This window comes from Streptomyces sp. NPDC048496 (genome assembly GCF_043200055.1).
Taxonomy (GTDB): Bacteria; Actinomycetota; Actinomycetes; order Streptomycetales; family Streptomycetaceae; genus Streptomyces.
Window position 1 is genome coordinate 215,711 of the sequence record NZ_JBICXB010000002.1, and the last position, 19,086, is coordinate 234,796.

19 protein-coding genes and 2 pseudogenes are annotated in these 19,086 nt (G+C 69.6%); 9 read left to right on the top strand and 12 right to left on the bottom strand.

Features of this window, described 5'->3' with window-relative positions:
• Window positions 1-99: 99 nt before the first annotated feature.
• On the top strand, window positions 100-606 hold the full coding sequence (locus ACGFSA_RS03185) for a DUF1203 domain-containing protein (RefSeq protein ID WP_393298890.1): 507 nt from the start codon (window positions 100-102) through the stop codon (window positions 604-606).
• An 82-nt stretch (window positions 607-688) separates the two neighbouring features.
• On the opposite strand, the gene ACGFSA_RS03190 is transcribed toward ACGFSA_RS03185, so the two are convergent.
• From ACGFSA_RS03190 to pepN, 3 genes are all read right to left on the bottom strand, one after another.
• Window positions 689-1,717, bottom strand: coding sequence for an aspartate-semialdehyde dehydrogenase (locus ACGFSA_RS03190; protein WP_393298893.1), 1,029 nt, complete (start codon window positions 1,715-1,717; stop codon window positions 689-691).
• A gap of 217 nt (window positions 1,718-1,934) precedes the next feature.
• Window positions 1,935-5,234 carry a S8 family serine peptidase gene (locus ACGFSA_RS03195; protein ID WP_393298896.1) on the bottom strand — a complete coding sequence of 1,100 codons (3,300 nt, stop codon included), beginning with the start codon at window positions 5,232-5,234 and terminating at the stop codon, window positions 1,935-1,937.
• Between the two features lie 493 nt (window positions 5,235-5,727).
• The gene (pepN, locus tag ACGFSA_RS03200; protein ID WP_393298899.1) at window positions 5,728-8,337 is read right to left on the bottom strand and encodes an aminopeptidase N; all 2,610 of its coding nucleotides are present in this window, start codon (window positions 8,335-8,337) and stop codon (window positions 5,728-5,730) included.
• Between the two features lie 131 nt (window positions 8,338-8,468).
• Between pepN and ACGFSA_RS03205 the strand changes: the two genes are divergently transcribed.
• On the top strand, window positions 8,469-9,116 hold the full coding sequence (locus ACGFSA_RS03205; RefSeq protein WP_393298902.1) for a DsbA family protein: 648 nt from the start codon (window positions 8,469-8,471) through the stop codon (window positions 9,114-9,116).
• On the opposite strand, the gene ACGFSA_RS03210 is transcribed toward ACGFSA_RS03205, so the two are convergent.
• Entirely contained in the window at window positions 9,079-10,338 is a 1,260-nt protein-coding gene (locus ACGFSA_RS03210; protein WP_393298905.1) for an MFS transporter, read from the bottom strand. The genes ACGFSA_RS03205 and ACGFSA_RS03210 overlap by 38 nt on opposite strands.
• A gap of 61 nt (window positions 10,339-10,399) precedes the next feature.
• On the opposite strand from ACGFSA_RS03210, the gene ACGFSA_RS03215 reads away from it, so the two are divergent.
• A complete protein-coding gene (locus ACGFSA_RS03215; RefSeq protein WP_393298908.1) occupies window positions 10,400-11,377 on the top strand; it encodes an ArsR/SmtB family transcription factor in 978 nt (325 codons plus the stop codon).
• 12 nt (window positions 11,378-11,389) lie between these two features.
• The gene (locus tag ACGFSA_RS03220; protein ID WP_393298911.1) at window positions 11,390-11,518 is read left to right on the top strand and encodes a hypothetical protein; all 129 of its coding nucleotides are present in this window, start codon (window positions 11,390-11,392) and stop codon (window positions 11,516-11,518) included.
• A 53-nt stretch (window positions 11,519-11,571) separates the two neighbouring features.
• On the opposite strand, the gene ACGFSA_RS03225 is transcribed toward ACGFSA_RS03220, so the two are convergent.
• Window positions 11,572-12,999: an erythromycin esterase family protein gene (locus ACGFSA_RS03225; protein ID WP_393298914.1), complete on the bottom strand. Its 1,428-nt coding sequence runs from the start codon at window positions 12,997-12,999 to the stop codon at window positions 11,572-11,574.
• 139 nt (window positions 13,000-13,138) lie between these two features.
• Between ACGFSA_RS03225 and ACGFSA_RS03230 the strand changes: the two are divergent.
• Together ACGFSA_RS03230 and ACGFSA_RS03235 are read left to right on the top strand one after the other, a co-directional pair.
• Window positions 13,139-13,231 (top strand): annotated as a pseudogene (locus tag ACGFSA_RS03230) (dehydrogenase); the annotation flags it as partial.
• An 83-nt stretch (window positions 13,232-13,314) separates the two neighbouring features.
• A complete protein-coding gene (locus ACGFSA_RS03235; RefSeq protein ID WP_393298917.1) occupies window positions 13,315-13,626 on the top strand; it encodes a hypothetical protein in 312 nt (103 codons plus the stop codon).
• 30 nt (window positions 13,627-13,656) lie between these two features.
• On the opposite strand, the gene ACGFSA_RS03240 is transcribed toward ACGFSA_RS03235, so the two are convergent.
• Both ACGFSA_RS03240 and ACGFSA_RS03245 read right to left on the bottom strand, forming a co-directional pair.
• Entirely contained in the window at window positions 13,657-14,001 is a 345-nt protein-coding gene (locus ACGFSA_RS03240) for a hypothetical protein (protein ID WP_393298920.1), read from the bottom strand.
• Window positions 13,998-14,402: an ATP-binding protein gene (locus tag ACGFSA_RS03245; protein ID WP_393298923.1), complete on the bottom strand. Its 405-nt coding sequence runs from the start codon at window positions 14,400-14,402 to the stop codon at window positions 13,998-14,000. Before ACGFSA_RS03245 ends, ACGFSA_RS03240 begins: the two co-directional genes overlap by 4 nt.
• Before the next feature lie 235 nt (window positions 14,403-14,637).
• Between ACGFSA_RS03245 and ACGFSA_RS03250 the strand changes: the two genes are divergently transcribed.
• Both ACGFSA_RS03250 and ACGFSA_RS03255 read left to right on the top strand, forming a co-directional pair.
• Window positions 14,638-15,495: a helix-turn-helix domain-containing protein gene (locus ACGFSA_RS03250; protein WP_393298926.1), complete on the top strand. Its 858-nt coding sequence runs from the start codon at window positions 14,638-14,640 to the stop codon at window positions 15,493-15,495.
• Window positions 15,492-15,701 carry a DUF397 domain-containing protein gene (locus tag ACGFSA_RS03255; protein ID WP_393298929.1) on the top strand — a complete coding sequence of 70 codons (210 nt, stop codon included), beginning with the start codon at window positions 15,492-15,494 and terminating at the stop codon, window positions 15,699-15,701. Before ACGFSA_RS03250 ends, ACGFSA_RS03255 begins: the two co-directional genes overlap by 4 nt.
• A gap of 28 nt (window positions 15,702-15,729) precedes the next feature.
• Here the strand turns inward: ACGFSA_RS03255 and ACGFSA_RS03260 are convergent, their stop codons facing one another.
• The 5 genes from ACGFSA_RS03260 to ACGFSA_RS03280 all read right to left on the bottom strand — a co-directional run bounded on the left by ACGFSA_RS03260 (window position 15,730) and on the right by ACGFSA_RS03280 (window position 18,780).
• Window positions 15,730-16,383 carry a TOPRIM nucleotidyl transferase/hydrolase domain-containing protein gene (locus tag ACGFSA_RS03260; protein WP_393298931.1) on the bottom strand — a complete coding sequence of 218 codons (654 nt, stop codon included), beginning with the start codon at window positions 16,381-16,383 and terminating at the stop codon, window positions 15,730-15,732.
• Window positions 16,384-16,571: 188 nt separating this feature from the next.
• A complete protein-coding gene (locus tag ACGFSA_RS03265; RefSeq protein WP_393298934.1) occupies window positions 16,572-16,808 on the bottom strand; it encodes a tectonin domain-containing protein in 237 nt (78 codons plus the stop codon).
• 249 nt (window positions 16,809-17,057) lie between these two features.
• On the bottom strand, window positions 17,058-17,267 hold the full coding sequence (locus ACGFSA_RS03270; RefSeq protein WP_393298936.1) for a hypothetical protein: 210 nt from the start codon (window positions 17,265-17,267) through the stop codon (window positions 17,058-17,060).
• Between the two features lie 26 nt (window positions 17,268-17,293).
• Window positions 17,294-18,133, bottom strand: a complete 840-nt coding sequence (locus ACGFSA_RS03275; protein ID WP_393298939.1) for an MOSC domain-containing protein — start codon at window positions 18,131-18,133, stop codon at window positions 17,294-17,296.
• Complete coding sequence (locus tag ACGFSA_RS03280) at window positions 18,130-18,780, bottom strand: CatB-related O-acetyltransferase (protein ID WP_393298942.1); 651 nt, start codon at window positions 18,778-18,780, stop codon at window positions 18,130-18,132. Before ACGFSA_RS03280 ends, ACGFSA_RS03275 begins: the two co-directional genes overlap by 4 nt.
• Before the next feature lie 56 nt (window positions 18,781-18,836).
• Here ACGFSA_RS03280 and ACGFSA_RS03285 point away from each other — a divergent pair.
• Window positions 18,837-19,067: pseudogene (locus tag ACGFSA_RS03285) on the top strand (methyltransferase); the annotation flags it as partial.
• Window positions 19,068-19,086 lie beyond the last annotated feature (19 nt).

Here is a 19,086-nt window from a genome sequence, read left to right on the forward strand (position 1 = left end):
TATGTGATGTTTCCCCGGCCATCCTTCCACGCGGAACGCACGCAACGCTATGTCCGTTTTCCGCCGGACCCCGGCGGTGCCACGCGCGACGCTCGAATCATGACCGGTTACGAAGCACGACCCATCGAACCTGCTGCCCTCAAGGAGCTCCGCGACACCGACGACGCGGGCCGTCCCTGCGTCCCGTACACCGAGCGGGAAGGCGGCAGTCCGCTGCGCTGCTGTCTGCGGGGCGTCGAGCCGGGGGAGCGGATCGCCCTCGTCTCGTACGCGCCGCTGCGCCGCTGGGCGGCCGCGACCTGGGCCAGGCCCGGGGCGTACGACGAGCAGGGCCCCGTCTACATCCACGCCGAGGAGTGCGAGGGCCCGGCGGCGGACGGGGACGGCTATCCGTTCGCCCGGGTCGGCGCGCTGCGCACGGTCCGCCGCTACAACGCGGACGGCCACATCGTCGGCGGCCGTCTGCTGGAGATGCCCGCCGACCCGTCGCGCGGCTTCGACGAGGCGTTCGCGGAGGCGTTCGCCGACCCGGAGGTGGCGCTGGTGCACGTCAGGGCCGTCGAGTACGGCTGCTTCCAGTTCGAGGTCCGCAGGCCGCAGGGCTGACGGGGGAGGGAGAGGGGGACGGACAAAGGGATCGGCGGGCACCCGGCACGGTGCCCGCCGATCCCTTTGTCCGTGCGACGCGTCAGCCGTTCAGCTCCGCCGCGACGAGCTCCGCGATCTGCACCGCGTTCAGCGCCGCGCCCTTGCGCAGGTTGTCACCGGAGACGAAGAGCGCCAGCCCGTTCTCCACGGTCTCGTCGACCCGGATACGGCCCACGTACGACACGTCCTGGCCGGCCGCCTGGAGCGGGGTCGGGATCTCCGAGAGCTCGACGCCCTCGGCGTCGTTCAGCAGCTCGTAGGCGCGCTCGACGCTGATCGGGCGGGCGAAGCGGGCGTTGATCTGGAGGGAGTGGCCGGAGAAGACCGGGACCCGGACGCAGGTGCCGGACACCTTGAGCTCCGGGATCTCCAGGATCTTGCGGGACTCGTTGCGGAGCTTCTGCTCCTCGTCGGTCTCGAACGAGCCGTCGTCGACGATCGCGCCGGCCAGCGGCAGCACGTTGAAGGCGATGGGCCGCTTGTAGACGGCCGGCTCGGGGAACTCGACGGCTCCGCCGTCGTGGGTGAGCTTGTCGGCGTCGGCGATCACCTTGGACGCCTGCCCGTGCAGCTCGGCGACGCCGGCCAGACCGGAGCCGGAGACCGCCTGGTAGCTGGTGACGACCAGTGCGTCGAGACCGGCCTCGTCGTGCAGCGGGCGCAGCACGGGCATCGCGGCCATCGTGGTGCAGTTCGGGTTCGCGATGATGCCCTTGGGACGGTTCTTGATCGCGTGCGGGTTGACCTCGGAGACGACGAGCGGGACCTCGGGGTCCTTGCGCCACGCGGAGGAGTTGTCGATCACGACGGCGCCCTGGGAGGCGACCTTCTCGGCGAGCGCCTTGGACGTCGCGCCACCGGCGGAGAACAGCACGATGTCCAGACCCGTGTAGTCCGCGGTGGAGGCGTCCTCGACCGTGATCTCCTGGCCTTCCCACCCGATCGTGGAACCTGCGGAGCGTGCGGAGGCGAAGAGCCGCAGCTCGTCGGTCGGGAACTTCCGCTCGGCCAGGATCCTGCGCATGACTGTGCCGACCTGACCGGTGGCGCCGACGATTCCGACCTTCACAGGGACTCCTTCAAACGTACGAACTGGCGCGGTTGCCGTTCCATGATGCGTATGTCGACGGCTTCCTTGTCCAATCCATTGTCCGGCAGACGGACAGGGGGCGCGGATCGAACGTTTCGCGGCGCCCCGGCGGCAGCGGGGAAACACGGCCGGGAACGGGAAAGGCGGGCGCCCCTGCGGGCGCCCGCCCCCTCTCGGTATCACTGCACAGCAACCGCTACGGCGTGACCTTCTCGATCACGACGCTGCCGGTGCCCGCCGCGGTGCCGCGGCTGTTCACCAGCTGGACCTCGCCGAAGAACTGACGTCCCTCGGGAGCCGCACCGGCGACCACGACGTCGGCGCCGACCGTCGTCGAAGCGCCGCTGGCCAGGTTGACGGCCTTCGACTCGTCGACCTTGAGCGTGCCGAGCGACGGCGTGTAGTACACGTCGCGGTAGCTGTACGTGGTGGTCCCGGCCGGGACGGAGTAGCCGTCGACACGGATCGTGTACGTACCCGCGGCGGGCTTCGCCAGGCTGACCGCTTCTTCCGAGCCCGCGGTCGTGGAGGCGCCGACCTGCTTGCCGGTCGCGTCGTAGACGTACAGGTCCAGGTCGGCGTTGGCGTCCGAGGTGCCGCCGATGGCGACGTCCAGCTTCTCGACGCCCGAACCGATGGTGACCGTGGTGACCTGCTGGTCACGCGTCTTGATCGACGGGGTGGCGACCTTGGCCGAGCCCAGCGAGCCGCCCTTGAGCTTGCCCTCCAGGTCGCCCGCACCGTTGGTGACGGTCCAGTTCACCGCGGTCGGCGTGCCGATCTTCGCCTCGGGCAGCGTCTGCACGGCCGGGTCGAAGGACGCGCCGAGCAGGGAGACATCGAGCTTGTACGGGTTGTCCAGCAGCGGCGACGTCCGCCGTGCCTCGACCTCGATCTCCCAGACACCGGCCCGCGGGTCGGCGTACGAGCGCACGTCGGGGCGGCAGGTGTTGTTCGGGTTGTCGTAGTTCGGGTAGCAGAACGGCGTTCCGCTGTCCTCCATCTGCACCCCGTACGGGTGGATGGAGATGAACCGGGTCTGGCTGCCCGAGCGCAGGGCGCTCATCGCGACCTCAAGGGTCTTGGCGCCCTCCGGCACGTTCACGAAGTACGACGTGGTGCTGTTGCGCTGCACCGAGCCGGACGCCGTGAACGCGTAGGCGGGCTTCACCAGGTCCTTGGCGACGATGACCGTGGCGAGGATCTGCTGGTCCACGCCGGAGGTCTTCGCGTCATCGACCTGCAGGATCGCGCTGTGCACGCCCGCGCTGCCCGGCTTCGCCTGGACGTTGACGGTCACCGGCTTGCCCAGCGGCAGCGAGACGGTGCTGCTGCCGGTGAGCGTGAAGGTGCCGTCGTTGTTCTTCCAGGACAGCTGGTGCGCGACGGCCTTGTCCGGGCCCGTGGTGCGGGTGATCGTGACGTCGTACGACTTCTTCTGGCCGGCCTTCAGGCCGCCCTCGCGGTCGTACAGGCCGGTACCGAAGCCGGGGGTCTTCAGCGCGAAGTCGAGCGCCGTGTCGACCGGGGCCTTCACGGAGTACTCGTGCGCCGGGGCGCCCTGCTTCTCGATCAGCTTCCAGGCGTCGATGATGTTGATCAGGCCGGCACCCTGGGCGTGCGCGGGCACTCCCTCGATGTGCGTGGCGCTGCTGGTCAGTGCGGTGCGCAGGTCGGCCGGGGGCAGCTCGATGTGCTTCTGCTTCGCGGCGGACAGCAGCAGCGCGGTCGCACCGGCGGCCTGCGGCGAGGCCATCGAGGTGCCCTGCAGCATGGAGTATCCGGCCGGGAGCGAGTAGCCCGACTCCTTGACCGGGCCACCGGGCAGCCAGGTCTGGGTGGAGTTGATGGAGGCGCCGGGCGCGGTCAGGATCGGCGCGAAGCCGCCGTCCTCACGCGGACCACGGGACGAGAACGGCAGCATGTCGTACTTCTTGGTGACCTGGGAGCCGTAGTTGGCGGCCCAGGTCTCCTTGGAGATGGACGCGCCGACGGAGATGACGTGGTCGGCGAGGCCGGGGTCACCGATGGTGTTCACACCCGGGCCGTCGTTGCCGGCCGAGATGACCAGCTGGACGCCGTAGGTGTCGATGAGCCGCTTGTACGTCTCCGCGCGGGCGTTGCTGCCGTCGTTGAGCGCCGGCAGGCCACCGATCGACATGTTGACGACATCGACACCGCGGTTCACGACGAGGTCGATCATGCCCTCGGTGAGCGCGATGTTGGTGCAGCCGCCGGACCAGGTGCAGGCGCGCGAGGAGACGATCTTCGCGCCGGGCGCGGCGCCGTTCATCTTGCCGCCGAACAACCCGTTGGCGGAGGTGATGCCGGCGACGTGGGTGCCGTGCTCGCTCTCGATGACACCGATGTTGACGTAGTCGGACGTGTCGCCGGCCGCGTTGTAGACCACGTTCTTGCGGGTCTCGACGACGAACGGGATGCGCTCGACGACATCGGTCCGCGGGTCGTCCGTGCCGAAGTAGGAGACCTGGTGCTTCTCCTTGTACGGCATAAGGACGGCGTCGTTCGTGAAGTCGGCGTCGTTGTTCAGGTCGACGCGGGTGCTGCCGGTGACCGGGTCGTAGAGCACGGCCCAGGTGTCGGTGGTGTCACCGTCACGGTTGAGGTCGCCCTTCATGTCGCCACCGAGGGTGGCGGACTCGGCGAACACCTTGATCTTGTACGAGCCCTCGGGCGCCGAGTACGTACGGCCCTTGTAGGTGAACGTCGGGCCGGACACGGCGTCCGTCATCTGCAACCAGGTGCCGTCTTTGTCCCTGACCGGGTCGGTGGCCGTCACCCAGTCGACGATCTTGCGCTCGCCGGTGCTGGTCTTCTGGAGCGCCGGGTGACCGAGGTCGACACCCGAGTCCAGGATGCCGATGGTCACGCCGCGGCCGTCGGCCTTCGGGTGCTGCTTCACGAAGTCGACCGCACCCGTCTCGAAGGACGGGTTGTACGGGTTCTTCGCCGGCGTTTCGCTGCTGGGCGCCGGGTAGGTGCCCGTGGACGCCGTCTTCGCCCCGGCGGCCCGGTCGCCCGAGGGCGTCGGGTCGTCGAGCATGATCTCCTGCTTGAGATCGATGCCGTGAACGGACGTCAGCTTCGAGGCCGCCTTGATGGTCGCCTCGGCGGTTGCGGTCGGTACGGTCGCGCGGACGTAGCCGAGCTTGTCGTACGTACGCTCCACCACGGACCCCTTGACGGCGTCCAGCTGCTTGGTGACCTGCTCGGTCGCACCGGGCGCGGTGGCGACCATCATGGTGATGTTCTTCTCGCCCTTGGCCTGCGCCTTGGTCAGAACATCGGCATCGGTCGCACCGAGCTTGTCGGTGTCGGCGGCTGCCTTGACGGGGGCGGTGGCCGGGTCGTCGGCGGCGAAGACCGGGGCGGCACCGGAGGCGGCCAGCGCGGCCACCAGACCGGCAGCGGCCGCGACTCGGGCCACGCGTCTCGCCCCGGATATGGAACTGGGGGATTCGGAGGTCATCAGCATCCCTGTATGTGAAAGAGAAAGTCCGGAATTCGGTACCGGATGACCGCTCAGCCTTTCGCAAATGACAGGGGTTTGTGGAGGGTTGGCGGGTCCGAGTTTCCGCTGTGGCGTACTTCCGCCAAGGGGGCTGATGCGCCACGAGGGACGAACCCGGCGATAACTCCCGTACCACCGCGGCCGGATCGCAAAGCCGGCCGCGGACCGCCTCGGTGAGCAACCGGTGCGCGGCGTAGGCGTCCCCGATCCCGGCGACCGCGTCCGCGAGCGCCCGCGCCACGGGGGCCACCGGCAGCCCGGCGAGCCGGACCGGGCTGGGCGGCTCGGCCGTCATGTTCCGGGGTATGCCGCACGCCGACGTGCGGCATACCCCCTGTTACAGGCCCGTCGACGATTCAGGACAAGCCCGCCCCGAAGGACGGGAGTTCGACAACCGAAAAGGCACGATCCCGCCCCTGACGTCCCCGTCCCCGCCTCCGTCCGGCCCCGCGCACGCTCAGAACCGGCCGCCGGCCCCCGCGTCGCACGCCTGTGCCCGCAACGCCCGAGCCAGATCGTCCCGGGCCTCCAGCACCAGCCGCCGCAGCGCGGGCGCCGCGTCCGCGTGCGCCTCCAGCCACGCATCCGTGGCCGCCAGCGTCGGCTCGTCGTCCTCCAGCGCCGGGAACAGCCCCTTCACCACAGCCATCCCGATCTGGATCGACCGCTCGGCCCACACCCGCTCGATCGCCTCGAAGTACCGATCCGTGAAGGGCGCCAGCAACTCCCGCTGCGACGGCTGCTCGAACCCTGTGATCGTCGCCTCCACCAGCGCGTTGGACAGCGCGTCCGACTCGACCACCGCCGCCCACGCCTGTGCCTTGACCGCCGCCGACGGCCGGGAGGCCAGGCACCGCACCTGGTGCCGCTTGCCGGACGCCGTGTCGTCCCGGGCCAGTTCGGCATTGATCACCGACTCGTCGGCGACCCCGTGCGCAGCCAGCGGGGACAGGAACGCCCACCGCAGCTCCTGGTCGACCTCAAGACCGTCGATCCGCGCGGACTCCCCCAGCAGCGAGGACAGCAGCTGGAAGTCCGCGTCCGAGTCCGCGACCGCCGCGAAGAACCGCGCCCACGCCAGCTGGTGCTCGCTCCCCGGCGCGGCGATCCGCAGCTCCCGCAGCGCGCCTTCGGCCAGCGCCCGGCCGCCCTCCTCGCGCCACCCGGGAGCGGCATAGTGGACGAGCGCGGTCCGGGTCCAGGCGTGCAGCATCTGCAGGACGCCGATGTCGGACTCCTGGCCGGAGAAGTCCAGCACGAGCGAGATGAAGTCGCGGGCCGGCATCAGCCCGTCCCGCGTCAGGTTCCACAGCGCGGACCAGCACAGCGCCCGCGCCAGCGGGTCGGTGATGTCACCGAGGTGCGCGCGCAGCGTGTCGAGGGACGCCTCGTCGAAGCGGACCTTGCAGTACGTGAGGTCGTCGTCGTTGACGAGGATCAGGTCGGGCCGCTCGGCCCCGGCCAGTGCCCCGACCGCCGTGCGCGCACCCGCCACGTCGACCTCGGCGCGCGCGTACCGCACCAGGTCGCCGTTCGACCTGCGCCGGTACAGGCCGACCGCGACCCGGTGCGGCCGCAGCTCCGGGTGCGACTCGACCGCCTCCTGGAGCACGGCCAGCTCAGTGATCCGGTCCGCCGCGTCGTACGTCACCACCGGCGTCAGCGAGTTCACGCCCGCCGTCTGCAGCCACGACCGTGACCAGGTGACCATGTCCCGCCCGGACGTCTCGGCCAGCACCGACAGCAGGTCGCCCAGCTGCGTGTTCCCGTACGCGTGCTTCTTGAAGTAGCGCCGGGCGCCCTCCAGGAACGCGTCCCGCCCGGCGTACGCCACCAGCTGCTTCAGCACGGAGGCACCCTTGGCGTACGTGATGCCGTCGAAGTTCAGCTTGGCGTCCTCCAGGTCACGGATGTCCGCCGTGATCGGGTGCGTGGACGGAAGCTGGTCGGCCCGGTACGCCCAGGACTTGCGGTTGTTGGCGAAGGTGATCCAGCCGTTCTTGAAGCGGGTCGACTCCACCATGGAGAACGCGCCCATGAAGTCGGCGAACGACTCCTTCAGCCACAGGTCGTCCCACCACTGCATGGTGACGAGGTCGCCGAACCACATGTGCGCCATCTCGTGCAGGATGACGTTGGCCCGGCTCTCGTACGACGCCTGCGTCACCTTGCCGCGGAAGATGTACTCCTCGCGGAACGTGACACAGCCCGGGTTCTCCATCGCGCCGAGGTTGTACTCGGGCACGAACGCCTGGTCGTACTTGCCGAACGGGTACGGGTAGTCGAAGTTGTCGTGGAAGAAGTCCAGGCCCTGCTTGGTGACGAGGAAGATGTCGTCCGCGTCGAAGTGCCGGGCGAGCCCCTTGCGGCAGAGGGCGCCGAGCGGGATGTCCAGCGTCGTGCCGTCGTCGAACGTACGGCTGTAGGAGTCCGTCACATAGTGGTACGGGCCGGCGACTACCGCCGTGATGTACGTGGAGATCGGCTTCGTCTCGGCGAACCGCCAGACCCCGCCGTCCCGGGACTCCTCCGACCCGTTGCTCCAGACCGTCCAGGCCTCGGGCGCCGTCACCTCGAAGCGGAAGGGTGCCTTCAGGTCGGGCTGCTCGAAGTTCGCGAAGACGCGCCGCGCGTCGGCCGGCTCGTACTGCGTGTAGAGGTAGACCTCGCCGTCCTCCGGGTCGACGAACCGGTGCATCCCCTCGCCGGTCCGGCTGTACGCGCACTGCGCGTCGACCACCAGGACGTTCTCGCCCTCCGGCAGATCGTTCAGCGCCACCCGAGTCCCGTCGAAGACGACGGCGGGGTCGAGTGCCTGCCCGTTCAGTGTCACCGACGTCACGCTCGGCGCCAGCAGGTCGGCGAAGGTCGACGCCCCCGCCCGCGCGGTGCGGAACCGGATCGTGGTCACCGAGCGGAAGGTCCGTGGATCGGCCGACTGCTCCCCGTCGTTGTCGCCGGGCTCGTCGATCGCGGAACGCACGTCGAGCACGACGTCGTATCCGTCGACGGTCAGCAGTTCGGCCCGCTCGTGGGCCTCGTCACGGGACAGGTTCTGACCGGGCACAGGTGCACTCCTTTGTGTCACGTTCGAATGCTTTGATCCTCCCACGCGCGTTCCGGCCCCGGTGGCCGGGAATGACGGGGACGTTCTGCCGCGTTCTCGGGCACAGGTGCGATTGCCTCTTGAGGAGAGACATGTCTGAGAACAGCCCGGTGAACGGCAGGACCCCCGCCGATTTCTGGTTCGACCCGCTCTGCCCCTGGGCCTGGATGACCTCCCGCTGGATGCTGGAAGTGGAGAAGGTTCGCGACGTCGAGGTCCGCTGGCACGTGATGAGCCTTGCCGTCCTCAACGAGGACAAGCTCGACGAGCTGCCGGAGGAGTACCGCGACCTGCTGGAGAAGGCGTGGGGCCCGGTCCGCGTCGTCATCGCCGCCCAGCAGAAGCACGGTGACGACATCGTCGGCCCGCTGTACACCGCGCTCGGCACCCGCTTCCACAACCAGGGCGAGGATCCCACCCGTGAGGCGATCGTGGGAGCGCTGGGGGACGTCGGCCTGCCGGCCGAGCTGGCGGACTTCGCGGACTCGGACGCGTACGACGCCGAGCTGCGCGCCTCCCACAAGGAGGGCATCGACAAGGTCGGCCAGGACGTCGGCACCCCGGTCATCGCCGTCCCGGGCTCGGACGGCGAGCAGATCGCCTTCTTCGGCCCGGTCGTCACCCCCGCCCCGAAGGGCGAGGAGGCGGCGAAGCTGTGGGACGGCACGCTGATGGTGGCGTCGATCCCCGGCTTCTACGAGATCAAGCGGACGCGGACCCAGGGCCCGATCTTCGACTGACCTGCCGGGTGCGGTGCGGGTCCGGGCAGCCGTCCGGCCCCGCACCGTCCTCGTCCACCGCTCCCGCGGCCCGGTGCCCGGCCGCGGTCAGGGCCAGGGTGACCGCGATCGAGGCCGCCGCCATCACGGTCATCGCCGTCGTGGGGGAGGTCCACTGGGCGACGGTGCCGGCCAGCGCCGCCGCGACGCCCTGCATGGTGAGCATCCCGGAGGAGTGCAGGCCGAGCGCCTGGCCGGTGAACTCGTCCGGGACCAGGGCCATCAGCTGCTCCTGGAACAGCAGACTCGCCGAGAACCCGACCGAGGCGAGCACCGTCAGGGCGAGCGCCAGGGGAAGCGCCGGGTGCGTGGCGAAGAGCAGATACGGGGCGGCCAGGAGCAGTTGCAGGGGAGTGGCCAGCCGCCCCCGCCACTGCCGCGCGAAGAACCGGCCCGCCACGGTGTCCCCGATGAGCATCCCCAGCGCGGCGAAGGCGAAGAGGAGCCCGGCCTGCTCGGGGGCGTACGGGACGAAGAGCGACTCGCAGCCGACGATCAGCCCGTTCGGCACCCAGAGCGCGAGATAGACCCGGCGGCGCGGGCCCGAGGACCACAGCAGGGCGTTGACCCGCCAGGTCTCGGCGGCCGACGGCCGCCCGGAGGCGCGCGGCGCCCTGCGCACCAGCCCGAACCGGGCGACGGCCGCACCTGTCAGGTACAGGGCGGCGGCGACCAGCAGCGTGCCGCGCGCGGAGAGCGTCGCCACCAGGAGCCCGCCGAGCGCGAACCCGCCGATCTGCATCAGGCCCGAGCACATGTTCAGTACGGAACGCCCCAGCAGATAACCGTCCTTGGGCAGCACCTCGTTGAGCAGCCCGTACCGCACACCGCCGCCCACGGCCGCGACCACCCCCTGGGCCAGGATGATCGCGAAGACCACCGGCAGCGGGAGCCCGGGGACGGCGAGGACGGCGGTGGCCAGTCCGAAGGCGAGCGCCAGACCGGTCGTCGCGGCCCGGGGCGGCAGCCGGTCCGCCGCCGACATCAGCAGGGTCGCCCCGATCATCTGGGCGAGCGAGGAGCCGAACATGGACAGGGCGGCGAGCAGCGGCGAGTCGGTCGCGGCGTAGACGAGGGTGCCGAGGGCCAGCCCGCTCGTCGTCGACGCGGCGACCTGGACGGCGCTGGTCGCGAAGAGCGGACCGAACTGTGGCGTACGGAAGAGGTCCCGGTAGGTGCGCATCCGGGGAGTCTCGGCGGCGGTCCGGGGCGGCCGTTACAGTTTCGCGCGGAGGCGAAACGTCATGGGCATGTGGCAGATCGACACGGACACGCTCGCGGGGAGCCGGTTCGTCGTCTCACCCCTCGCCGAGACCGTCTCCGCCCTGAACTCCCTGGAGCGGGGCCGGCCCGAGCACCCCGGTGAACGGGCCTGGCTCGACGCCCATCTGCCCGCCTACCGCGCCCGGCAGGCCGCCGACCCGGTCGCGGCCCTTCTCGTACCGGCGGGGCTCGGCGGCAGCTGGAGCGCGGACTTCATCACCCCGACGCCGACGGGCGAGGGCGCCCCGACCTTCGAGGAGGAGCTGGCCCCCGTCCGGGCGGCCACCTCCGAGCGCGCCCGGGCGGACCTGACGGTCGCGCTCGGCGGCGGCCCCCTACCGCCGCTCCTGGACCGCGACGACCTGGCCCGGCGGGCCGCAGACGTCCTGCAATGGGTCTGGCTGCACACGGTCCTGACGGACTGGCCGCGCCGCCGCCGGATCATCGAGGCGGACATCGTCGCGCGGACCGGCCAGCTGAGCCAGGGCGGCTGGGCGGCCGCCCTGGGCGGTCTGTGCCCGGGGATGCGGTGGCTGGGCGGGAGCCGGCTCCAGATCAACGCGCACGACTATCCCCCGAAGCAACTCTCCGGCGTACGGCTGCTGTTCGTCCCGGTCACCCAGCGCTCGGGCTGGGCCTCCTGGGACGACGCAGCCGGGCGCTACGCACTCGTCTACCCCTGCTCCGGCGCCCTGGCCGACGCGGACCGAGCCCGGGTCCCGGACAGCCTGTCCCGCCTCCTCGGCCCCGCACGAGCAGCCGTCCTCGTCCTCCTCGCCGCCCCGAAGAGCACCACCCAACTGGTGGCCCTGACCGACCAGGCCCTCGGCTCGGTAGGCCGCCACCTCAAGATCCTCCTCGACGCGGGCCTGGCAGACCGCCGCAGAGCCGGCCGGTCCGTCCTGTACTTCCGCACGGAGGCGGGCGACGTGCTGGTGGCGGCGCAGCAGGGCGGTTGAGGGGCTGATCAGGTGTTCGCCCTGGTATTCGGCCACTTCCCCGGTGAAGAGTTCTCCTCGGTAGAGCACTCGCTGAGCGCCGTCCATGTCGACGTCCAGGTCGTCGATGTCGATACGGCGCATATCCATCACCACGTTTGAATCTGCTCTGGGCGGCCTGCGCCGCGAGCACGCCCGCCACCAGAGCGCCGAGCTCAGTGGTCCAGCGGACTGGCCGCGTTGATCCGGTGCAGATGGATGAGCACATCGTGCGAGGGCAGCAGCGAGACGGGGTACACCGCGTGATCCGGGTACGAGGTGCCGATGCTGCGGGTCGGCCGGGCGACCGCCAGCCAGTTGCGGGCCGCTGCCGGCGCGGTGCGCAGGTCCACCATGTAGTCCCGGTAGCGCACCGCGTCCAGGGTGCGCTCGTTGCTGCCCCGCTCGGCGGGACCGACGGTGTACCGGGTCAGCGCGCCGTTCGGCCCGTCGGCGTTGAACGAGCCCTGGTCGAAGGTGAACCCCACGCTCAGATAGGACGAGCCGATCTCGTCGCGGATGAACGCGCCCTGCATCCTCGGGTACTCCTTCGGGGAGTAGGTGTCGCAGGCGACATGGGCGTTGTGCGCGGAGAGCAGCACCCGGTCCCCGGTGTGCCGCTGCCACCACACCGTGTTGTCCGCCATCACCTGGTCGCGGTAGCGCATGGCCGCGGCGCCCTGGGTGGGCTTGGTGAAGTCGTAGCTGTACCCGGTGGCGGTCTGGTCGATGGCCCGAGCACGCTGCACCGCCCAGGTGTACGCCTCCTGCTCGGCCTTCCCGCCTCCCGGCCGTTGGACCTGCAACAGTGCCAGCGCCTGCCCGGTGCGCTGCGCCATCTCCTTCCGCTCGGCGATCGGCTTGGCCAGATAGGCGTGGACATAGGTGTCCACGTCGGTGGTCGGGCGCAGCCCCTGGTACAGAGCGGTGAACCGGGGCAGTAGTGCGGGGAAGCGCTGTCCGACGTACGAGGTCACCCGGTCGTACAGGTCGGGCCCGGCGTAGCCGAAGTCATTGCCCATGAACTGCACCGGGTCGCCGGGGTGCGCCACGTTCCACGAGCGCATCCACTCGATCAGCCGCAGGTATTCCTGGTTCTGCCAGACCTGGTAGGAGTTGCGGAACTCGTCCCGCATGATCTGCCGCGGGTCGCCCTTGCCGTACCGCACATAGTCGTTGAGTCGCTGACCGGTGCTCCAGGGCGCCTCCAGCGCGAAGGTGCGGAAGCCCTTCTCCTGGACCAGATAGCGGAACGCGCGGTGCTTGAAGGAGAAGAACTCGTGTGAACTGTGGGTGGCCTCGCCGATGCCCACGATGGTGGCGTTCCCCACCATCCGCCCGAACGGGCGCAGATCGCGGAAGCCGCCGGTGGGTTCGGTGGACAGCAGCGGATGCGCGGCGCGCTCGATGGCGTGCACCGCGTCCTTCTCCTGCGGATCGCCGAGGGTGGCCGGGCCGCGGAGGTGAGCCACGGAGGTGGTGGCGGGGGCGTGCGTCGGTGCCGGCCCCATCGCCTGGACCGGGGCGGCGGCCACCACCAGTGCGCTGGTGCACAGGGCCGCGGAGACCAGGAGCCTGTTCTGCTTTCGCGTTGGTCGTGTCATGGCTTCCAGCATGGCGAGCGGCCCGGTGGTGATCCATCCGCCCCACTCCCGGATCCGAGGTGGGGCTAGGTCCACCAGGGGGGTGGAGGCAGCCCCACCCCGCTGCTTGCCGTGCGCGTGACGTCCTCCGTGCCAGTAGCTGTCGATCACCTACCGGCACCGCGGCATCCGGGTGCGCGCGGTCTGCCCCCAGGGCGTTCGCACCGACATGCTGCGCTCCACCGGTGCCGCGAACTGTCCGGCAACTACTTCCTGACCGACGTCGGCGCGGGCCTCCTGCGTACGTTCTTGCGCTCCCCGGGAAACCTGACACCGGTGTTCGCGGGCATCATCGACCGCGTCGTCGAGGCGCGTGTGCGGCACGACGTGCGCGAACTGGCCACCGAGGGCGGCAAGGTGCAGTACGACCACTTCGAGCTCGGCGATACGTACCTGTACGTCAAGGGCGCCGCCGACGAGATCCCGTGGGACGAGGTCACCCGCCTGACCGTGGACGCCAACAGTGTCGCCATCACCGTTCCCCACCTGCGACGTCGCATGGAGGGCCTCAAACTCAAGGCGGACGGCCGCCGGGAGAACTACGGGTCGGCATGGACAACACCCTGTACATCGAGGACAAGGGCCTGAGCAACTGCCGGAAGGCGATCATCTGGTCCGTCATGTCCCACATCGCGGAGTCCATCGACGCGGAACCGCGATGACCGTGGCCACGGGCAGGACCGACACGGGGCGCGCGGACCAGTCGACGACGCGTTCGCCCGCGCGAGCGGTGTAGGCGTACGGCTCGCCGGCCCTGAGCCGTATGACGGCCTCCCACTGCCCGTGGTCGAGCCAGCGGAAGGTACGGTCGTGGTCCTCCGCGTCGAACGCGGAGAGCAGGGTCCTTACGGAGACCCGCATCCAGATCAGCGCCTGCGGGGGAGTGGCGGTGTGCTCGGCCCGTACGAGCAGTCCGTCGGCGGTGACCTCGCACCGCCAGGCGGTCCTGAGGGGCCGCCTCACGTCAACTCCGTTTGACCGATGGTCAGATGGACCCAGACGGTTTTGCCGGGGTCGCGCGGCCGTACGCCCCACTTCGCCGCGACCGCGTCCACGATGACCAGGCCCCGGCCGGAGAGGTCGTCGAGGGTGGGGGTGCGGAGTTCGGGCATCCGCCACTGGTACGAGTCGGAGACCTCCAGTACGAGCGTTCCGTTGCGACGGCGTAAGCCCAGCTCGAAGTAGTCGCCGGTGCCCTTGGCGTGGTTGACCACATTGGTGCTCAACTCGCTGGCGAGGAGGGTTGTTTCGTCGATGAGCCCGCCGAGTCTCCACTCGGTCAGGATGCTCTCGACGTGGCGTCGGGCGGCGGGGACGGAGTCCCTGCGGGCCCGGAATCTCTTGATGTGCGTGCGCCCGGACATGGGTCCCCCAAGGTCGTGGGTGGGCAGGCGGATTAGCGGTCACGGAGTGCGCCCATTTCGCGACGCGGTGTGACGCAAGCCACGCTAGAGGTGAGTTCTGACGAAAGGCAAGCGAGTCGTAGATGCAAGCTTGCATTCACTCGTGAGGGTCAAGTCGCTAGCGTCTGCGAACAGTTAGTAGGCACACTGGCTTGGAGAGTGAGGGGGACGTATGCCCGCAGGTGGGAAGCCCACGGTGCGCAGCCGCCGGTTGGGGGCGGCGCTGAAGCGCCTGCGCTTGAACGCGCTCCTGGACCAGGAACATGCTGCCGAGGCGGTGGCGTGCTCAACGGCCAAGATCAGTCGTATCGAGTCCGGGACGGTCAGTGCGCGTGTGGGCGATGTGCGTGTGCTGCTCGACCTGTACGAGGTCGAGGACGCGGCAGAGCGCAAGAGGCTGGAGAAGCTGGCCCGTGACAGCAACAAGCGTGGTTGGTGGTTGAACTTCCCGTTCCAGTCGCCCGCACTCGACCGACTGGGCGACTTCCTCTCACTGGAGACGGACGCCACGTACATCCGTGCCTGGCAACCGGTCTTCATTCCCGGCCTGCTCCAGACGCCGGACTACACCCGGGCATTGACCGAGGCCAACCCCGAAGTGCTCAGCAGCGAAGCGGCCGATGAGATCGTGAAAGTGCGGCAGGAGCGGCGTCGGGTCTTCGAGGAGTCGGGTGCGCGGTTTGCCGCAGTCATCTGGGAGCCGGCCATATCCGGCCCGATGCCCTCGGCGAACGTTCATCGCGATCAACTTGCCCATCTCATCAGGATGGCCAAGCAGCCGAATGTGACGCTCCAGGTGCTGCCCCACACCGAGTGGGCGGCAGCACGCGTCGCGCCGGCCTTTGTCGCACTGTCCTACGCGCATGAAGCCTCGCCGGAGGCCATCGTGCAGGACACGCTGGTCAACAGCGTCATTCTGGAAGATCATGAAGACATGGCGGGGTACGTCCACGCCTTCGACGCGCTCCGGTCCGCAGCTCTCACGCCGGATCGGAGTCTCACCTTCATCCGGAAGACCATGAACGGCATCATCACGGAGAACGAGGAATCGTGAGCAGTCAGGAAGTTGTCAGCCCATTCGTGAAGTCGTCGTTCTCCGGCGGCGGGTCGGCCAACGAGTGCGTCGAGGTAGCCCACACCGCCGACGGCGGCCGTGCCGTCCGGGACAGCAAGAACCCTGGCGGCGGGCTCCAGTTCTACGCCCCCGAGGGCTGGGCCGCGTTCCTCGACGGGGTGAAGGGCGGGGCCTTCGGGGGCTGACGCACCCCGGCGAGCCGGGCGGGCTGCGCTAGACGTCCGTGAGGAGGCGCTCCAGTGGCCGGGGGACGCGCTTGAGGTCCAGGTGCGCGACCAGCGCCTGCGCGTACAGCGCCTTGCGGCCGCTGTGCGTGCCCATGAACCGGCGCAGCTGGTGTTCCACGGGGCGTTCCCGCTGTGCCGGCTGGCCCTGGAACGTATGGAAGGGGCGTATCTCGCCCTGGGCCTCGATGACCTGCTGTACGCCCTCGGCGCCGAGCGCGCGGATCAGCTCGTCCTCCAGGTCGGCCACGCACACCTGGAACCCGAGTGCCTCCAGCCCGGCGTGTGTGAGACCGGACCCGAGCCCGACCCGCTCCAGATGGCGCCGGAAGTGCCGCTCCTCGCCGATGTCGCAGAGACCCGCCAGCGGGAGGCCGAGCCCCGGCGGGCCGCACACGTCCAGGAAGCGCCCGATGCTCGTCGCGCCGCCGAGCGGTACCACCGCGACGCCCTCCGCTCCCAGGTCGCGGCCGTGGCGTGTGGCCAGGGCTTCGATCGCGACCTGGTCGCTGCCTCCCTCGACGAGCACGACCGTACGCAGACCACCGGCCAGTTCCCGCGCCTCCGCGGCTGCCGCGTCCGCCCCCGCTCCGCCGGCCGCCCATACGACCGCTGCCTGACTGAACCGCCCCAACTCGTCCACGACACCTCGCTTTCCGACGCCATCCTGCACGGCGCGGAACCCGTACGCATACACGTTTTCCCGGCCCATGGCGTCCCGGGGCCGCTCGGTTGGTGACCGCCAACCCGATCACCGGGCGACAGTCCCCAGCGGGAACGAGAGCGGGCCCACGCGCACCACGCGTGGGCCCACCTCCGTCGGCTTCCGGATCAGCTCGGCTGGTCTCCGGTGTACCGGTAGATTCCGCCTGCTGAGTTGACGTGCCATACGGTGCCGTCCGCTGCCACGCCGATGTCGACGGCGTTGCCGGGGATGCCTACCCACGGGTTGGAGTCGTGGCCCGTGTACCGGTACATCTGGCCCAGGGAGTTCACACCCCAGACGTGAGTCCTGGACCCGACCGAGATCGAAGTGAGACCACCGGAGACGTTCTTCCAGTCAGCCATTTTCCTGTCCCCTTACCTCGAACCTTGCGAGGGGAATCTTGCTGCTCGGAGGGGTCACCCAAACAGGCTGATATGTCGATTGGCTACAGAGATAAACCAAAAATCGCCGTTTGGCTTTCTTCGTCCCTCTGTCTGCTGGGACGGGTGGCCCACTCCTCTCACTACGAAGAGGCCGAATCCGCTGTAACCCACAAGGGAACAGGAACGGCGCCCGGACTCCGGTCCGCCGGATGATCCGAACGAAACGACTCAGCACAGGGCGCGGGCCCGTTCGAGGACCTCGGCCGGGGCCTTGGCCACCGAGCCGGTGTCGAAGGGAGGTTGCGGGTCGTACTCGGTGTAGAGCTGGATCGCCTGGGCGGTCACGTCGCCGGTGAGCAGGGCGGCCAGCCGGACGGCCATGTCGATGCCGGAGGAGACCCCGGCCGAGGTGATCACCCGGTCGTGCCGGACGGCCATCGCGCGGTGCGGTGACGTCCGGGGCCTCACGCGCCGAGCCACTCGGCGACCTCGACCACGTCCCCGACGTTCACCGTGCCCTCGCAGACCACGGCGTTCTTCGCGCCGAAGCTCACCTTGTTCTTGTACTCCGGCTCGCGCCGGTACGTCGCAAGGGTCCGGACCGGTTCCGGACCCGCGCGGCGGCCCGTGCGCTGGTCGACGAGCGGGACGTTGCACCGCATCGCCCGTACCGAATAGGCGAGTTCCACGGAACCGAGGATCATCCGGCGTACCCGGTCCTCGAAGTGCGGTTCGTCGTTGCCGGTCAGGACGATGTTGGCGCGGAAGCGGTCCATCGGGACGGGCGCGGCGTCGCCCCGGGTGGCGATGCGGGCGTTGAGGCCGTCCAGGGAGGCCGTCGAGGCGACCAGCACCGCGTGGGCGTCGGCGAAGTTGACCTTGCCAGGGGTCTCGCCCCAGCCGTCCCGGTCGAAGCCGGGCGCCACCCGTACCAGGCGGGACTTCGCTCCGAGCGCGTCGGAGAACCATTCCGCGACCTCGTCCCCCTGGTCGGCGGCCGCGCCGAGCGGGCGGTCGAACATACTGACCTCGCGGCGCGGGCCGTCCCGGTCGACCTTCAGGCGGAGCGGTTCGACGCCCTCGGCGGACAGCGCCAACGCCGCCCCGGCTTCCAGGACTTCGACCCTGATCGCGGCCATCGAGGAATGCGTGCGCTGGCTACGGAAGGCGCCGTCCGCCGCGTCCACCACCATGAACGTCCGGTCGTGTTCGAGGCCGGTCCCGAGGACCTGTGCGGAATCGACCGTGGTACCGGCGCAGCCCTTGACCGGGTAGTAAGTGAGTTCTCGAACGGCGATCGTCACGATGTCCCCTCCGGGGCAGCCGCTTCGAGGTCGTCGACGCTGCCGGACATGATGGTGCGGATGTGTCGGGTGAGGTGCTCGGTGGGCCAGTCCCACCAGGCGACGGCCAGGAGCCGGGCGATGGTCTCCTCGTCGTACCGGGTGCGGATCAGCTGGGCCGGATTGCCGCCGACGATGCCGTAGTCGGGTACGTCACCGGTGACGACCGCTCCGGCGCCGATGATCGCGCCGTGCCCGATCCGTACGCCCGGCATCACCATGGAGTTGTAGCCGAACCAGACGTCGTTGCCGACGACCGTGTCGCCCCGGCCCGGCAGGCCGGTCAGCAGGTCGAAGTGCTCGGCCCAGGAGCCGCCCATGGTGGGGAAAGGGAACGTGGACGGGCCGTCCATCCGGTGGTTGGCGCCGTTCATGATGAACCGCACCCCCGTTCCCAGCGCGCAGAACTTCCCGATGACGAGCTTCTCCGGGCCGTAGTGGTACAGCACGTTGCGGGTCTCGAACGCGGTCGCGTCGTCGGGGTCGTCGTAGTACGAGTAGTCCCCGACCTCGATCAGTTCGGACTTCACCAGGGGCTTCAGTTGGACGACCCGGGGCTGGCCGGGCATCGGGTGCAGAACGGTGGGGTCGGCGGGAACGGAAGTCATGGCGCCCATCATCGCACTCACCTCACATGATGTGAGTTCCTTTTGGGAACTTACTTCTGGCTTGGTCGCTGAAGCTGACCCGGCCCGGCAGCCTGATCGCCGCCGACAACGTCGTACGCGACGGAGACGTGGTCGACGGTGCCAGCGGCGACCCGAAAGTGCAGGGGGTACGCCGCTTCACCGAACTCGTCGCAGCCGAGCCGACGTTGACCGCGACCGCTTTGCAGACCGTCGGCAGCAAGGGATACGACGGGCTGATGATTGCGCTCGTCACCGGCGGCCGGTAGTCGAGGGGCGGGCGAAAAC

Bases quoted from the DNA above. Each gene is read 5' to 3' on its own strand.
- ACGFSA_RS03270 (WP_393298936.1), bottom strand. From the start codon at position 17,267: ATGGCCGTCCGGCACGACCGGGTGATCACCTCGGCCGGGGTCTCCTCC.
- ACGFSA_RS03265 (WP_393298934.1), bottom strand. From the start codon at position 16,808: ATGGCTGACTGGAAGAACGTCTCCGGTGGTCTCACTTCGATCTCGGTC.
- ACGFSA_RS03185 (WP_393298890.1), top strand. From the start codon at position 100: ATGACCGGTTACGAAGCACGACCCATCGAACCTGCTGCCCTCAAGGAG.
- ACGFSA_RS03215 (WP_393298908.1), top strand. From the start codon at position 10,400: ATGGGCATGTGGCAGATCGACACGGACACGCTCGCGGGGAGCCGGTTC.
- ACGFSA_RS03280 (WP_393298942.1), bottom strand. From the start codon at position 18,780: ATGACTTCCGTTCCCGCCGACCCCACCGTTCTGCACCCGATGCCCGGC.
- ACGFSA_RS03225 (WP_393298914.1), bottom strand. From the start codon at position 12,999: ATGACACGACCAACGCGAAAGCAGAACAGGCTCCTGGTCTCCGCGGCC.
- ACGFSA_RS03205 (WP_393298902.1), top strand. From the start codon at position 8,469: ATGTCTGAGAACAGCCCGGTGAACGGCAGGACCCCCGCCGATTTCTGG.
- ACGFSA_RS03210 (WP_393298905.1), bottom strand. From the start codon at position 10,338: ATGCGCACCTACCGGGACCTCTTCCGTACGCCACAGTTCGGTCCGCTC.
- ACGFSA_RS03195 (WP_393298896.1), bottom strand. From the start codon at position 5,234: ATGCTGATGACCTCCGAATCCCCCAGTTCCATATCCGGGGCGAGACGC.
- ACGFSA_RS03245 (WP_393298923.1), bottom strand. From the start codon at position 14,402: ATGTCCGGGCGCACGCACATCAAGAGATTCCGGGCCCGCAGGGACTCC.